Origin of the sequence: Methylobacter sp. sgz302048, from assembly GCF_052162025.1 — a bacterium.
Lineage (GTDB): Bacteria > Pseudomonadota > Gammaproteobacteria > Methylococcales > Methylomonadaceae > Methylobacter.
The window spans coordinates 3,379,749-3,395,466 of the sequence record NZ_CP197401.1; the positions used below are offsets into that span (position 1 = coordinate 3,379,749).

Here is a 15,718-nt window from a genome sequence, read left to right on the forward strand (position 1 = left end):
ATTCCTTTTATGATCTATATTGTGAATTTACTTACTAACTAACCTGCCTGTCCTGATCTTGCCAAAACGGCGCCCTCAGCACCCGTTTAAGGACTTTACCGCTTGGATTTCTCGGCAAGGCATCGACAAACGTAACCGATTTAGGCACTTTGAAATCCGCGATCCGGCTTCTGGCGAAATCGATCAACTCCCGTTGCTTGATTTCGCCGCCCTGGCGCGGCACGACAAAGGCTTTTACAACCTCCCCCCATTTCTCATCGGGAATCCCGATGACAGCGACTTCGGCGACCGCCTCATGCTCGCTGAGCACGGCTTCAATTTCGGCGGGAAACAGGTTTTCTCCCGCGTAGATGATCATGTCCTTGATCCTGTCGCAGACATAGACGTAGCCCTCCTCATCCCTATAGCCCACGTCGCCGGTATGTACCCAGCCACCGACCAGCGTTTGCGCGGTGGCGGATTCATTCTTCCAATAGCCCAGCATGTTGCTGGGCGATTTAATGCAGATTTCGCCGCTGCGTCCTGCCGGCAATAGCCGGCCTTGCCCGTCAATGATCTTGATCTCGACGCCGGGCAAGGGCCGGCCCGCGGCTTTCATCCTTGGACTGCCTTCCGGGCAATGATCGGCCGGACGCAAACACACGGCCATATTGCCGGTCTCGGTCAGGCCGTATATCTGGAAGAAGTCGCAGCCGAAGATTTCCATGGCCTTGCGCAGCAGCGGCGGGGCAATCGGCGAGCCGCCATAGAGCAGCCCTTTGAACGACGATAAATCGGTTTGCGCGCAGCTGGGTTCTTCCAGCATCAGTTGGATCATCGACGGCACCAGCACGGCTTTGGTGACTTGATGCCGCTCGATCAGCTGCAGGGCCTGCCAGGCGACGAAGGTGTCAACGATGACGCCGGCAGCGCCGACTGCATAACCCTGTATGGCCCACCAGAGCCCGCCTATGTGAAACTGCGGCAGAGCCAGCAGCAGGGTGTCGGCCGGATTCAGCGACATCCATGTATCGCCGGCCGCCCGCATGCCTTGCATCAGCCTGAAAAAGCTGTAATTCGCGAGTTGCACGCCTTTAGGCCGCCCTGTCGTGCCGCTGGAATACATTTGCACGGCCGCATCGTCGGCGCTGTATTCACCCGCAAATGGTGTGGCCGGTCTCGCGGTTTTCCAGTCCTCATAGGCCGGCCAGTCCGGATGCCCACCGTCCAGAGCGATTATCGTCCGAACGCTGGTCAGTTGCGCTGCCAGAGATTCGACTAACGGGAAAAACTCCTGCGCCACAAACAGCACTTCGGTTTCGCTGTCGTTCAGGATATAAAGTATCTCGGGAGGAGCCAGCCGCCAGTTCAGATCGACCAGCACTGCTTTGATCTTGGCGCAGCCGAACAGAATCTCATAGTGAGCAATAGTATCCTTGCCGATTATCGCTACCCTGGAGCCAGGCTTGATGCCGGCTGCGATCAAGCCGTGGCCGACTTGATTACTGCTTAGATCAAGCTGCTGAAACGTCTGTCGATTGTTGCCCGCTATAAAGGCAACGGCATCCGGCCGCGCTTGGGCCTGTTGGATGCACATCTCGGCAAGGGTTTGAAACTCACTGGATTTCATGGATTAAAGACTCCTTCTTATCGGCCCGTACTGATGGGAAATTGACACTGTCTTCCAGACTGCAATTGCTATGCCAACCGATAATCAACCCCGGCTGGCGAAACGGAAAAATAAGCCGCGTTCCAGTTTTGGCGGGGCTTGGCTCGATCTTATGCATTCCCTTCCGAGCATGAGCTGCGTAACTTCATCCAGAAGATTTTTGGCGTATTCATCGATTTCTATCGATATTCATCGTTTTTTATCCAAAAATTATGTTATATACCGCACTTGATATATGGGATTTGACCGATTAAATAATAATTATTATAAAAAACAATAAGTTATTATTTTACTAATATTCTGTATTGTGTTATTTGACCTGTTTTGCGGCTGACTTGGCCCATAGTAGAATGATGCCCGCTTCAGGTACCCGTAGATTCGCCGTTAAGGAAGCTTTCATATAAGGCATCGAGTTCGCCGCTTGCATCCCTTAACCCTCTGCATATTTCTACGTGTTGGCTGGTTGAATACCGAGTCGTTTCCGTTTTTACTCAAGTATTCTCAAAGCCGGAAATCAACCGGATCGGGTTTGTCAGCCCCGGAATGTTTTCATCGAATGGCACGGTACTTGCAGGAGATCTACGTTATCTGACGGGTGCGCAGCTTATCGGGTTGTTGCCATCATTACAGTCAGACAGTCTCTCCTCCGGGAGTTATTTGGGGACTTTGGATTTCTCTAAGTGCGCTTAAAACAACTTATACATCTTTCAAAACGCAGGAAAAAACAGTGCAAAAAATGGGATTAAAAAATACGACCTCGGCAGAATGTCCGGCACCGGTTCAGGAGGCTTTATCCGCTTAATCGGCGGATAACTACTGTCGGCCAGGTAGCCGTTTGCCGGGACTGGCCTATTGCTGTTTTCTGAACTACACACACCGTTTGATAAGGCACTGAAAGAACATGCGCTTTTCCCTTTTTCCAAGAACCCTCCTGATCCTCCTGATAATTGTGTCCGCTATCGCGGGCGGCACAATGTACTGGCTCAAAGCGATCCATCCCTTCGAGACAACCGACAACACCTACCTCAAATCGCACCTGAGCCTGGTCAGCCCCAAGGAGACGGGCTACGTCAAGGAAGTCCTGTTCGAGGACAATCAGAAAGTGATGCCGGGCGATCTGCTCGTTGTGATAGACGATCATGATTTCCAGGCCAAGGTCGCTCAGGCGGAAGCGCAAGTGCTGATAGAAACGGCGCACATCCATACGCTGGAAACCGAGAAACGCACGCAGAGCGCCAAAATCCGCCAGCAGGAAGCCAATATCGCCGCCGCGGAAGCCGATCTGGAGCGCGCCGCGAAAGATACGAAACGCTTCGGCAACCTGGCGGCGGAGGGAGCGGTTTCAGCCCAAACCCGCGATGCCGCCGAATCCGCCCTCAAGCAGGCGGCGGCTCAACGGGAGAAAACGCTCTCGGCACGGCTGGAAGCGGAGAGCGAACTGGCCTCATTGGAAGCGCGCATCGACGAAACCCGGGCCAAACTGAAGGCAGCCCAATCCGCCCTGGAGCTAGCCCGCATCGACCTGGCGAACACGCGCATAGTCGCCCCCATCGCCGGCGTCATCGGCAATCGCAGCGTGCAGGTCGGGCAACTGGTCAAGCCCGGCAGCGTGCTGGCCTACCTGATTCCGACCGACGGCCTGTTCGTGGAAGCCAATTTCAAGGAAACGCAGATCGGGCGCATGCAGCCGGGCCAGCCGGTGGACATACTGATCGACGCTTATCCCGACAGCCGGTTCGAAGGCATGGTGGACAGCTTCGCGCCCGCTTCCGGCTCCGAATTCAGCCTGTTGCCGCCGGAAAACGCCACCGGCAATTTCACCAAGATCGTGCGGCGCGTGCCGGTCAAGATCCGCTTCAAACCCGGCACCGATCTGGGCCGCCTGAGGCCGGGTCTGTCCACGGTGGTCAAAGTCAGGGTCGGGTAAGCGATCATGGCAGCGGTAGTAAAGCCCTCCCCGCCCCAGTCGACGAGCGCCGGCGAAAAACTGCCTGAGATCGTCGCGGCCCCGGTCAACGTCGACGAGAAGACGGTCAGCCCCCAGCAATGGATAGGCTTTTTTGCCATGGTCCTGGGGATGTTCCTGGCGGTCCTGGATATCCAGATCGTCGCCAGTTCCCTGGAACAGATCCAGGCTGCGCTGTCGGCGACTCAGGATGAGATTACCTGGGTGCAGACCGCCTATCTGGTGGCGGAAGTGGTCATCATTCCGTTATCCGGCTGGCTCGGGCGGGCTCTGTCCATGCGCTACCTGTTCGCCCTGTCCAGCGGCGGCTTCACCGTGATGAGCCTCTTGTGCGCGTTCGCCTGGAACCTGCCGTCCATGATAGTGTTCCGCGCGCTTCAAGGATTTTTCGGAGGCGCGATGATCCCGTCGGTGTTCGCCGTCACCTACACCTTGTTTCCGCGCCGCCTTCAGCCCACGATGACAATCGTCGTCGCCATGGTGGTGACGGTCGCGCCCACGGCGGGTCCGGTGCTGGGCGGCTATCTCACCGAAGTGGCGTCCTGGAACACGATGTTCCTGATCAACCTGGTGCCAGGCATTCTGGTATCCGTGGCTACCGGGATGTTTCTGCGCGTGGACGAGCCGGACTGGGCGCTGCTGAAGCGGATCGACTTCCGCGGCATCCTGTATATCGTTGTATTCCTCGGCAGCACGGAATTCGTGCTGGAGGAAGGCGTGCGCGAGGAATGGTTCGACAGCCGCGAGATCGTGTTCTTCACCCTGGTCGCGGCCGTCTCCGGCATCGCCATGTTCTACCGGGAGCTGACCATCGAACACCCGATCGTGGACCTGTGGGCGTTCCGCAACCGCAATTTCGCCATTGGCTGCCTGTTCAGCTTCATTCTCGGCATCGGGCTCTACTCCATCATTTTCCTGATGCCGACCTATCTGACCACGGTCAAAGGACTGAACAGCCTACAGGTCGGCCAGTACATCATGGTCACTGGTCTGTTTCAGTTCGCCTCCGCCTTCATCGCCGGACGGGTTGCCAAAAAGCTTGGCCCGCGCCTGACGTTGGCCCTTGGGCTGTTCGGTTTCGGCCTCGGTACTTTGATAAACAGCAACCTGACCCATGAAGCCGGATACTGGGAATTCTTCTGGCCGCAGGCGCTCCGGGGCTTCTGCCTGATGTTCTGCTTCCTGCCCATCAATTACTTGACTTTCGGCACGCTGCCGCCGGAAGAAGTGAAAAACGCCAGCGGGCTGTACAATCTCATGCGAAACCTGGGCGGCGCCATCGGCCTGGCGCTCGCCAACAGCCTCATGATCCGGCTGAACAAGGAACATTACGCCGTATTGCGCGAAGCGGTTAAGCCCGGTTCGGCAACAGCTCAGGCCCTGTTGGGCAGTTTGCAGGAACGATTCAGCTATGCGTCGCTGCCCGACAGTGATCTGGCCGCGCTGAAGCAGGTTTACGGTCTGGTCAGGCGCGAAGCGGAAGTGCTTACCATCAATACCCTGTTCAATATCCTGGCCTTGATCTTCTTCCTGGCCTTATTGCTGATACCGCTGATTAGAACAGCGCCGGCGGCTTCTGGCGGCGCGGGCCGCCGTTGACCCTTCATCAGAAAAATAAGGAGATGCCTTTTATACCGGCGTCATGGGCGCCCAACCAGGAAAAGTCATCATCCTGAAAAGCCCGCATAAAAACGATTCACTTCGCCAATCGCTCAACATGGTTTGATGCGCAAGCCCTGGCGCATGCTAAGGATCTGGTTAAAAAATAACTTTCCGATTTATTGATAAAATCAGTTCTTGTAGGGGCGAATTCATTCACCTATGGCGACTCGTCAAAATTCAGGGAAGTTATTTCTCGCCGTATCCTAAACGAAACGCCTCCCTCCAAAGAGCCGGGATCTAAACCTGACATGCCCGGCGACTCTGTTGATCAAGCAGATATGCCAGGTCTTCAGGCTGGCTGATGATGTAAAAGTGTTGACAATGCGCCACATCAATTGTAAAAAATAACCTACGCCAATTCTATGTGGCTCCACTACTTTACTGTTCCGGCAAAGCACCGGAGTGAAGGTGGCAATAAAAACAATAAATCAGTCATAAAACGTCTTAACTATACGCTTTAAATTGTATGTTGCGACAATGGGCTTCACTTTTGCCGAGAATGACATTGTCATTGAAAAACTGGAAAATCATATCCGCATAACCGGGTATTTTCTCCATTAATACAATCTAAGACCCCGTCGGGCGGCGCTTACCATCATCACCGCATTGCGAAGGACTGGCGTATTTGTAGAGTATTTACATAGCAGGAGGAGTGATGAGGTCGTATTTCAATTTATTCAGCGCGGGCACACTAGCGATTACACTGACCGCTTTAAGCGCCTGTACAGAAACCGATTATTCGCGCAAAGCACCCGAAGCGAAGAAAAAACACAACTGGGCACAAGAGAAAAAACTGCGTGAACAACAACAGGCGTCCTACTTAAACGATACAACAGTCAGATCCATATCCACCGACGACGCCACCCGCGCGCCCTGGTACAGCAATCGCCTGGGGTATGCCTGGTTTACTGACAGCCCTTTGGGTTTGAACGGAACCCCTTACGTATTATTGCGAGCCCTCATTGAGCTGTATCCGGAAATCTGGCAAGGCGAAGGTTCGCTCGGAAACCTCGGCTTCGGACCGCATCCGGACGACTATGATCCAGCCACGGGAAAACTCTTGCCGGCCGAGCAGCGCCATCCTTTACCCTATGGACTGGTTACCGCCCAGGATCCAAATCTGCCCGAGGAGGAGAGAACCGACAATGTATTTTTCTCCTGCGCCGCCTGCCATACAGGACGGGTCTATGTAAAAGGCCGGGTTCGGCATTACGTCGGGGCGCCCAACACAGAGATTGAAGCGCAAGCTTATGCAGGCTTAATCTACAAGACAGGAAAAGCGATCCTGAAAATCGATAACTCCACCACGCCGGTGCAAGTGCAGGTCAACCCAGCAGAGGCTGTCAAAATTGCCGATTTTCTAAAGAACAAGATAGCGGCGGATCCCGCCTGGTTTTACGGCGGACGGACGGACGAAGAGCGTCATGCCAACGTAGAGAAGGCCAAGGTGCAGGTGGGCCGCGTTCTCAAGAACTTCAACAGGGCGCTTGGGACGTTGGCGCAATCTTCCGCCAAAACCGAGCTCATGTATATTACGCTTGCCTCCAAATTATCTTATACAGAGAAGAACGGCCAGCAATCGCCAGGCATTTTCGGTCCGCGTCCCGGACGCATGGATGCTTTTGGCCTCGCGACGGGATTGGTGGCGCTGCATGCCAAGCGGGAAAGCTTCTTTGAACGCTTGCCCGGCAATCATCCGTTCTTTGAAGGATTGGAGAATCTCGAGGGCAGCGCCAAATACCAGGCGGCCGGCCAGAGACTGTTTGAAACCGCGCCGCAATGGATGCCTCGCGATCCCGCCCCCTCCGACATCAAAGCGCTTTGGAATCTGCATGACAACGCTTATGCGAATTGGGATGGAAACCAGGCAGAGGAAGCTCGGGTTATAGCTTCCGGAGTCTCCTCCGTCGGCGATCCATCCAAAGTCGATATTCGTATTCATGAAGCCATGAATCCTCTCATTAACGATTTGCCCCCTTCGCCCTACCCCTTCAATGTCAATCTCAAGCTGGCGGATCAAGGCAAACCCCTGTTTGAGAAGGAATGCGCGAGCGCTTGCCATTTCGCCGACAATCCCAAAATCTATAACGTCACAACCGATATGAATCGTGCGGCACAGATCTCTCCCACTGCCCGTCTCGGATTGCTGGAACTCACCCGGGAAGCTTGTGAACGTTATGTGGAACAGGGGGGCAGTGACTGGTGCCGACCTAAACAGGGCAGCCGGGAAGCGGATGATGAGGCGTACTTCGTCACGCCTCGCGGCGACAAGGCCGGTTATAAGGCCAATGTGCTGCATGGCATCTGGGCCCAGGCGCCCTACCTGCACAACGGCTCGGTGCCGACCCTCTGGCACCTTATGCGCCCGGCAGAACGGCCGGCAACATTCATCCGGGGCAATATAAAATATGATGAAGCCCGTGTCGGCTTTGTATGGAATAAAACTCCGAAGCCGGATGAATACGGCGAGGGCGACGCCGTACATTATGCCGAACATGACGCCAGCCTGCGTGGCAACTCGAATCAGGGGCATACCTTCGGCAGCCAATGGACCGATGACCAGGTACGGGCGGTCATCGAATATATGAAAACACTCTAGGCGCTGGCAAGGAGAACACTATGGCTCTTTGGAATTGGCACTCGCTCATAAACAGCCCCGCTGCGTTTTTCAACACGATCATTACACTGGCAAAACGGATATGCACGGGAATCAGCTCTGCTGAAATGGGGAAAACACCTGCGCAAACCGGCGATAAGCCGGAAAATATCCCGACCGCGGTTTTTTTGGAAAAAATTGCCGCAGCGGAACAAAAAACGCCTTTAGTTCCCATGCCTGATCCGGATGATCCCCGCTACGATGCTGACCGTGCCGCTTATGAAGCGGATAAAAAGGCCTATGAAGCCGCACTCCAGGCGCGCGGCGCCGCGGTCGCCGGTATTATTGCCGCCAGCTTGAGAAACCGGCCTTATGACATGCTGCAGGAATTGCTGGACCAGCCGAAGGACGCGATGCCATTTTTCAAGCCGGCTGTCGGTCCGGCCGTAGTGGTACGCCATGCTCACGTGATCAAATGCCTGGAACGCACGGATTTATTTACTGTGGATCCCTATGTCTTGGAGATGGTCAAGGCCAATGACGATAACGCCAGAAATCCCGAACTTTCGCCTCCCTTCATGCTGGGCACGGACAAAGATGAATGGTATCTCCCGGACGACGTTCTGTTGAGACGGGTCGTCTCCCGCCAGGATGAAAAGATCCTGACCGCGCTGGCGAGGCAGGAGGCGGAATACTGGACGCAACGGGCGAAGGAGGAAGGCCGAGGCGAAATCGACATTGTACCGACCCTTGCGCGCTTCGTCCCCTTGCGCATCGTCAGCGATTATCTGGGCGTCCATTATTATTCCGCCGGCGAGCCTTCCTGCCTGCCCGGCCTGCGAGGCGGAGACACGTTTCCCCTGGATGACGGACTGCGGCAGGTTTTCACCTTTCAGCAGATTCAGGAAGGCATCGTACCGACAAGCGATAATCTGTTCAACTGGGTGAAAGACGCCTTCCGCAATATCTTTAACAACTTCAATCCTGCAGACCCTTTGTTTGCCCAGTTTCGCCAGCAAGGCCTGCAGGCCACCGAGTACCTGACCGCCTATATCCATGAACTGCTCAAATTCTACAAGGGGAAACTTCAGCGAGGCGAGCCGGTTCCCGACACCATGCTGACCCGTCTCCTGCAATTGCAGTTGAATTTAACCAGCGGTCAGGATACGGCGCTGGAGCAGGAATTGCAGGACGCGCTTGGATCTCTTCTGCCTTCTGGCGAATTAGGCAGACGGTTGTCCGACTCGCAGATCCGCGCCAATGTCTTCGGCACGGTTGTCGGCGGCGTCGTCAATCCGGAGGAAGCCAGCGCGAGGGTCATCGACGCGATCCTGTCTCTGAAGGATGGCAAGTATCCGGTGTTAAACGGCTCCACTTATCAGCGGGCGCTGGAAATGGCTCAAGTACCGGCGGGCAGCCCGCGGGAAACTGAAAGCCTCGGCATCCTGCGCAAGTACGCCCAGGAAGGATTGCGCCTTGAACCGCAAGGGGAAGTGTTGATCAGGCGCTGCATCAAAGACAATACGGAACTTGACGGCATACCCATCCGCAAGGGAACTCTAGTTTTCGTCTCTCACGCGGCGGCGATGCGAGACCCGGAAGCCGTGCCCGATCCCCTGGCTTTCGATATCACCCGGGACGAGCGTCCGGTCGCTTACCACAAAGATCGGACGCGGGGCGACGAAGCGCCGCAGAGCGCCCTTTATCTCCAGCACGGCTTTGGGCGGCACAAATGCCTCGGCCGCTACGCTTCGGAAATCACCCTCCAGGAAACGCTGCGGGCCATGCTGCGCTTAGGTAACCTGGAACGGCTTAGCCATCTGCAGATGGACGATCGAAACCTTTATGCCGTCAGTTTACGCGTGGGTTTTAGTTAACGATGAAGCGCTTACATTTATTGTTATTCAGTCTTTTGAATCAGTTAAAACGTTCACAGGGGATTTCGACATGAATATACTTGTTACCGGAGCGACTGGCTTCCTTGGGTATCACGTTGTTAAGCTGCTTAATATCCGCAAGGAACGGCCCCGCGTATTACTGCCTGCCGACATTGATCCCAATTTGCCGGCCCTGAAAGCCCTGAAAAAGCTCGACATTGAAGTGGTTGAAGGCAACACGCATGACATGGCTTCACTGCAGGCCGCCTGTGCAGGCATCGATACGGCTTTGCATCTGGAATTTGCGATTGCGTTGGGCGGCGGCGAGCAGGCAGAACGGACTTTGTACGAAAAAAATGTAGTCGGCATGCGCAATTTGCTGGATGCCGCCGCACGTGCCGGTGTCGCGAATGTCGTAGTGAGCAGCAGCGTGCTTACCGTAGGCCTGAACCACAATCCGCTTCCGCTCGATGAGGGAGCCGATTGGGATCGTTACGCCATCTCCCTGCCCTATGCCCTATCCCGGCGTCAGGCCGAGCAGGAGGCGCTGGCTCGCTTCCCCGAGGGCATGCCCAAGGTTGTCGTGGTTAATCCTGCCTTTACATTAGGCCCGGAAGACTGGGTCGGAGCGCCGGCAAACAAACTGATAATGAAAATGGCTAAACCCGGATTCCGCATTACCGCGCCGATCGGTTTCGGCATTCTCGACGTTCGCGATTACGCCGATGGCGTGCTGCGCGCCGCTGAGCGCGGTACCTCCGGCCAGCGCTACATTCTCAGCGGAGAGAATATGATGCCTGATCCGCTCGTAAGAAAAGTCGCAGAAACGGCCGGGATAAAACCGCCTGCCTGGCTGTTCTCCCTGCGCGCCTGGATGATTCGTCCCATTATCTCAGCATTGGCGCTATGGAGCAGACTCAGGGGCAAACCGGTCAAAGTAGCTCCCAGCCTGCTTGACCTATGGGGACGCTATGCCTGGTATGATACCAGCCACGCGCACGATGAACTCGGCTGGAAACCCCGCCCGTTGCAGGAATCGCTGCGCGATACCATTCAATGGATGAATGAGAACAGACCTGCATGAATATGCCCGCCTCGCCAGGTGTGCCCGGACTGTCCCTTTCCATTCTGTCGCGTTAGCCGAAAGGCGCCTGACTCAAGCAAGGCATTTCTCCGTCAAACGGATCGCAATGATCGGCTTCAAAGGATCATTAAAGCAACAAGAAATGGATTTGTCTTCGCATCGGATTACGTTAGAATTTTTCTATTCTTGCTGATAGTATTTTTATACGATCAACCCTCGCCCACTGCATTAACAGGCGAACTTAACTATTCCATAACGACAATCAATAATAAGGAATGAAATGAATAAGAAAATTTTAGTAATCACAGCGTCTTTATGCATCGGCTTATCGGCATGCAGTGGAGAGAAAGGCGATGAATATAAAGTTAAGTCCGCTTTTATCAATAGTTGCGTAAAACAGGAGAGTTCCTCACGTTCTGAGGAACAGGCCCAATCCTACTGTGATTGCGTAGCCGATTCGGTTTTCAGCAACAGGGACATTTCCGATGAAACCAAAAAGCTTATGTCGACTATGAGCGATAAGGACAGCAAGCTATATAAACAAAATGATGCGGCAATGGTCAGGGGCGCGCTTATGTCTTGCTACACCGCTAACTTTTACAAGAAAAAATAAGACTTAATACCTGATTTGCATATCCGGCCAGTACGCGCTGGGCCGCTATCTGCTGGTCCAATAACTGAGACACAGGCAGTGAAGCGAACACCGAGCTGGCCGGCTTTCCCGGGACAGGCATGATGCATGCTGCAAACGGTCCTCGCAACAACAAATCATACAGCCCCCCGGCCCTGCGCTTCCGGGCTGCCGAGTGCGGCCACGGCGGCGCCTGTCAAACCTTTGAGAATGTTCCATTCGGCCTCGACAAGATGCACCACCTGCTCCCATTGCTCGTCTTCTGCAGTATGATCGGCCAATACCCGCGCACGTAATGTCTCGTAACAGGCCAGTGCCGTAGCCGTCGAGCGCGGCATGGAAAACTCCTCAGCCGTATCAAGGGCGCGCTGCTTGAGCGCTTGTCTTTCAGTCCGGACCAGACCGGCGACCCATTGCAACGCAGAAACGAAAGCCGAGGCGCTCTCCTCACGCAGCAGCAGCCCGTTGCGCCGGTCCTTGACTATTTCCCGCACGCCGGGCGCATCCAGACCCACCACCGGCACGCCCGCGGCCATAGCCTCGGCCAGTACCATGCCCTGGGTTTCGCTCTTGGAAGAGAAAGCGAACACATCCATGGCGTGGTAGGCATCTGCCAATTGCCGGGATTCCAGGATGCCTGCCACATACAGGCGCGCGCTCAAGCCCTCGCGCTCGAAAATCGCCCGCACATCCGCTTCCGATGGGCCGGTGCCAACCAGCAGGAAACGGGCGCGAGGCTCCAGCTTAAGAAAGGCCACTGCCGCCTCGGCCAGAAACACCAGATTCTTCTCCGGCGCCAGCCGACCCACATGTCCGACCACAAAGGCATTTTCGGGGATGCCCAGATTCTTGCGGAAGCCAGTCCCATCCCCCTGCGCGAAGTGCTCCACGTCTACACCGGTGGGCACCACAGCGATGGGCGTCTCGACGCCGCGCTCGCGCAGCAGTTCGGCGATGCTTTCGCTCGGACTGAACACCTGATCGCACAGGTTTGCGTAGCGGGTGGCCAGCTCGATGATAAAACGCCGCAAAGCCGGCGAGTTGCCGGGTACGTAATGGGTATATTGTTCGTACAATGTGTGGTGGGTGAAGACCAGCGGCAGTTTCCGGTAGCGCGCCACGCGCAGCGCCGTCATGCCCAGCAGGAATGAATGGTGGGCATGCACAAGGTCCGGCTGGAAGGCGTCCAGGGCCTCGGTAAGCAAACCCGGAACCGGCAGCGCGACGGAAAAATCGCTGCCGTTGAAGTTCTGGATGGCCGGCACGCGAACGACATCCGTCTCGTTCTGCGGCATGCCGTCGAACGCTGGAGCCACCACCAGCACGCGATGGCCGCAACGCCGGTACTCGGCGGTGAAAGCCTCTACCGAGCGAGCTACCCCGCCCACATGCGGCGTGTAGGTATTGGTCAGCATGACGATATTCATGCGCTCGCCTTTTCCAGTTCGACGGACACTGCGCCCGGTTCGGCAGTATAGGGAAGGAATCCGGGCATGCGCACCTGAATGGTTGGCGCCGCTTCATGCCAGGCGGCTTGCCAGGCGACGCTTACCCGCCCGGTATCTGCACTGCGCTCGACGCTGATTGAAACCGGGCCGAATGCTGTCGGCGCAGAGCCGAACGTCACCGGCGAGGTTCCGGCAAGCCATTGTTCCGGCACGCCCTGGCACAGGATCAGCGTTTCGCCCTCCTCGCGCACGAAGCAATTGCGCAGCATCAGCACCCAATCCGCCGCCGCCCAGACATGCTGGCCATCGCCCATGCAGCCGCCGCCCGTGCGCGGATGGATGGCCTCCGGCCACTGGCCGGTGGGCGAAGCTAACTTTGCGACTGCGTCCATCAGCGCCAGGTATCGCGGATCGCCGTTGCGCAGCAGTATCTGGGCCAGATGCAGAGTCAGGTAGGCATTGATACCCGAATGGATCATGTCCTGAAAGAATCCGCCCCTAACCAAGCAATTAGCCAGCAGGAATTCGACCGTATCGAGCAGGCGCACATCGTCCGGCGCGCAAAGTTGCGTCGGGTAGCCCACGGCAATCGAACCGATGGCCCCCGCATCCAGCCGGCGGTAGGGCGAGGCCGGTATGGCCGCCTGCCCCAACCGTCCGGCCACCTCGGCAAGGCTGCGGTCGACCGCCTCTTGGAATCGCTCCGCTTCGCTCAGAAACGTCGCGCGCCAGGACGCTTCGCCCATCAAGCCGCACAGTACCGCCGCCGAACGCAAGCCGGCGATGCTCCAGAAATCGTCCCAATAGTAGTAGTCGTTGGGGCCCAGATGCTCGGCGGAAAAGCCTGCCGGCATCAGGCCCGCGTGCGGAGCATCCAGATTCTCGGACAAGCGCTTATGCACGATCCAGCGGGCGCCTTCCACGATGGACTTGCTCCATTCCGGTTTGGGCGCGCGGCTCGTGAATTCACAGAAACGGCGCATGATCCACAGCGCTTCGCCGTTGGAATCCCATTCCCCTTCCTGGGAACGGAAATAGCCCAGCACGGTCTGGCGGAGCGGAAAACGGTCCAGTGCGCGCTCGGCATGCTCGGTCAGACCGGCACACAACAGCCCGTGAATAATGAAAGCGGCATCGCGGAACCAGAAGCGCTTGTAGGTATACGGGCCGGGATAAACGTCATCGATCGAGTGCAGGATCAGCGTGCGCAACGCCGCATCGTAAAGGAACTGAAAATGCGCATCGGGAATATGCAGCCGGCAATGACCGTGCAAGCTTTTTTCCCAAGTGTCGTCAGCTGAGCTTGCGGTTTTCTGGGCGCTCTTCAGCGGCACACTGGCTCGGACAGTGCGCGGCCGGCCGGCTTCCAGCCTGAACAGAGCCGCCGCCGTGGCCATGCCCACCTTGCATGAGCCGCTTTGCTGATCCTCGATATCTTGCAGATGGATATGCACATCGCCGGCCCGGTAGTCGGAAACATGATGTCGTTCAGCCGGAGCGTCGAATTCGACAGCGTGCTGGCCCTCGATGCTCCATACGGTGCGCTCGGGCGACAGATTGACTTTATGGATAAAGCTGATCCCCTCGGGGTTGTACGGACGCAGGGCCAGCACCAGCCAGCCGCCGCTGTCTGACTGTGCAGTCAGCGATAATTCGCAGACCGGCTGAGCGGAACCCTGTGTGACCGCAGCATTGCTGATCAGCTCCAGCCCCGCCGCGCGGCTGGTTGTGACCACGGAGACGCCGTCGCTCAAGTCGAGGCGCTGATCGCTCACGCCTGCGTCCTCAGCGCTAAGCCTTTCCTGACTGGCGCTGCCGTCGGTGCGTGAAGGCAGTAGCCAGCGCCCGTCGTCGGTCTCGATCCAGCCTTCCAGCGACCAGCCGTCAAGCAGGGGCGTAAGCAGACCGCGCGGGTCGACGATAGGCAGGTCCGGGCAATCGGGCCGGCCGACAGCGGTCCAGTTCCGGTGCGTGAGATTGATATGGGTAATGGAAAACGCCCGCGGCACGAAGGCGTCGTCATGGGGATCGAACTGGCGTTCGATCCAGTAGGGCCACACCCAGTCCAGATTGTGCTGGATCACCCGGCTGTTGATAAGGCCGCGGGCATGGAACACCACCCCTGCCCGCAGCAGTTCGATGGGCTCGCCCACCTCTGAAGGCTGGGCAAAGCCGTGCAGGCGCGCCCACACGCTCATCGGGTCGAGAAAACCGCGGGAGCGAGCCGCGCGGCTGATCAAATAGCGCCAGGGCAACCATTTCAACCACATCAGTTACCTCCTTACCTTCATTGTTTGCATATACTTGGCCGAGGCTTGGCGGGCCAAACGATATTGATATAACCTGAATTTGGGATAAGGAAAGCGGACGGTTTTTGCAAAAACAGAAAAACGGATTCCGAAATCCATCTATTCCTCAAAAACCTCTCTTTATGAAGTTAACACACACTTTTGCGATGTAGATCATTTTTGCCAGATTTTATTCCGGCCTGGCAAGAAAAATAGCTATAGATTCGGTAATATGAAGTTTTAACTCCGTTTGGACTGCTAACGCCATAGCTCGCGGAGAATATGTTAAAACTTCAAGGGACAGGAGCAATCAGGAACGATGACAGCGTAGATTTACGCCCCGAAAGTACGCCGGATCAAGGTCAACGAGAATCAAGTCTCTATAGGTATGACGCGTCGATAGAATCAAGCAGAAGCCGACAACTAAGCCTCGGGGTTAACCAAACGATTAAGGCAACCCGGGCAATCTCGGCGTTTGCTTTCCCAAAATTCCCGAGGGCAGTCTCTTACCCGATGCC

The 15,718-nt window shown here is 56.3% G+C and carries 9 protein-coding genes; 6 read left to right on the top strand and 3 right to left on the bottom strand.

Annotated elements, in window-relative coordinates:
• Positions 1 to 34: 34 nt before the first annotated feature.
• Entirely contained in the window at positions 35 to 1,609 is a 1,575-nt protein-coding gene (locus tag ACTNE6_RS14920; protein ID WP_442497293.1) for a fatty acid--CoA ligase, read from the bottom strand.
• Between the two features lie 1,012 nt (positions 1,610 to 2,621).
• Here ACTNE6_RS14920 and ACTNE6_RS14925 point away from each other — a divergent pair.
• From ACTNE6_RS14925 to ACTNE6_RS14950, 6 genes are all read left to right on the top strand, one after another.
• Positions 2,622 to 3,575, top strand: a complete 954-nt coding sequence (locus ACTNE6_RS14925) for an HlyD family secretion protein (RefSeq protein ID WP_228779106.1) — start codon at positions 2,622 to 2,624, stop codon at positions 3,573 to 3,575.
• A 6-nt stretch (positions 3,576 to 3,581) separates the two neighbouring features.
• Positions 3,582 to 5,213 (top strand): DHA2 family efflux MFS transporter permease subunit, encoded by a 1,632-nt coding sequence (locus tag ACTNE6_RS14930; protein ID WP_442497294.1) that lies wholly within the window; start codon positions 3,582 to 3,584, stop codon positions 5,211 to 5,213.
• 718 nt (positions 5,214 to 5,931) lie between these two features.
• Positions 5,932 to 7,875, top strand: a complete 1,944-nt coding sequence (locus ACTNE6_RS14935; RefSeq protein WP_442497295.1) for a hypothetical protein — start codon at positions 5,932 to 5,934, stop codon at positions 7,873 to 7,875.
• Positions 7,876 to 7,895: 20 nt separating this feature from the next.
• Positions 7,896 to 9,749 (top strand): cytochrome P450, encoded by a 1,854-nt coding sequence (locus ACTNE6_RS14940; RefSeq protein WP_442497296.1) that lies wholly within the window; start codon positions 7,896 to 7,898, stop codon positions 9,747 to 9,749.
• A 70-nt stretch (positions 9,750 to 9,819) separates the two neighbouring features.
• The gene (locus ACTNE6_RS14945) at positions 9,820 to 10,833 is read left to right on the top strand and encodes an NAD-dependent epimerase/dehydratase family protein (RefSeq protein ID WP_442497297.1); all 1,014 of its coding nucleotides are present in this window, start codon (positions 9,820 to 9,822) and stop codon (positions 10,831 to 10,833) included.
• 280 nt (positions 10,834 to 11,113) lie between these two features.
• A complete protein-coding gene (locus ACTNE6_RS14950; RefSeq protein ID WP_194970392.1) occupies positions 11,114 to 11,446 on the top strand; it encodes a hypothetical protein in 333 nt (110 codons plus the stop codon).
• A 155-nt stretch (positions 11,447 to 11,601) separates the two neighbouring features.
• Here ACTNE6_RS14950 and ACTNE6_RS14955 read toward each other — a convergent pair whose 3' ends face one another.
• Both ACTNE6_RS14955 and ACTNE6_RS14960 read right to left on the bottom strand, forming a co-directional pair.
• Entirely contained in the window at positions 11,602 to 12,891 is a 1,290-nt protein-coding gene (locus ACTNE6_RS14955; protein WP_442497298.1) for a glycosyltransferase, read from the bottom strand.
• A complete protein-coding gene (locus ACTNE6_RS14960; RefSeq protein WP_442497299.1) occupies positions 12,888 to 14,921 on the bottom strand; it encodes a hypothetical protein in 2,034 nt (677 codons plus the stop codon). The genes ACTNE6_RS14955 and ACTNE6_RS14960 overlap by 4 nt, the downstream gene beginning before the upstream one ends.
• Positions 14,922 to 15,718: the final 797 nt, after the last annotated feature.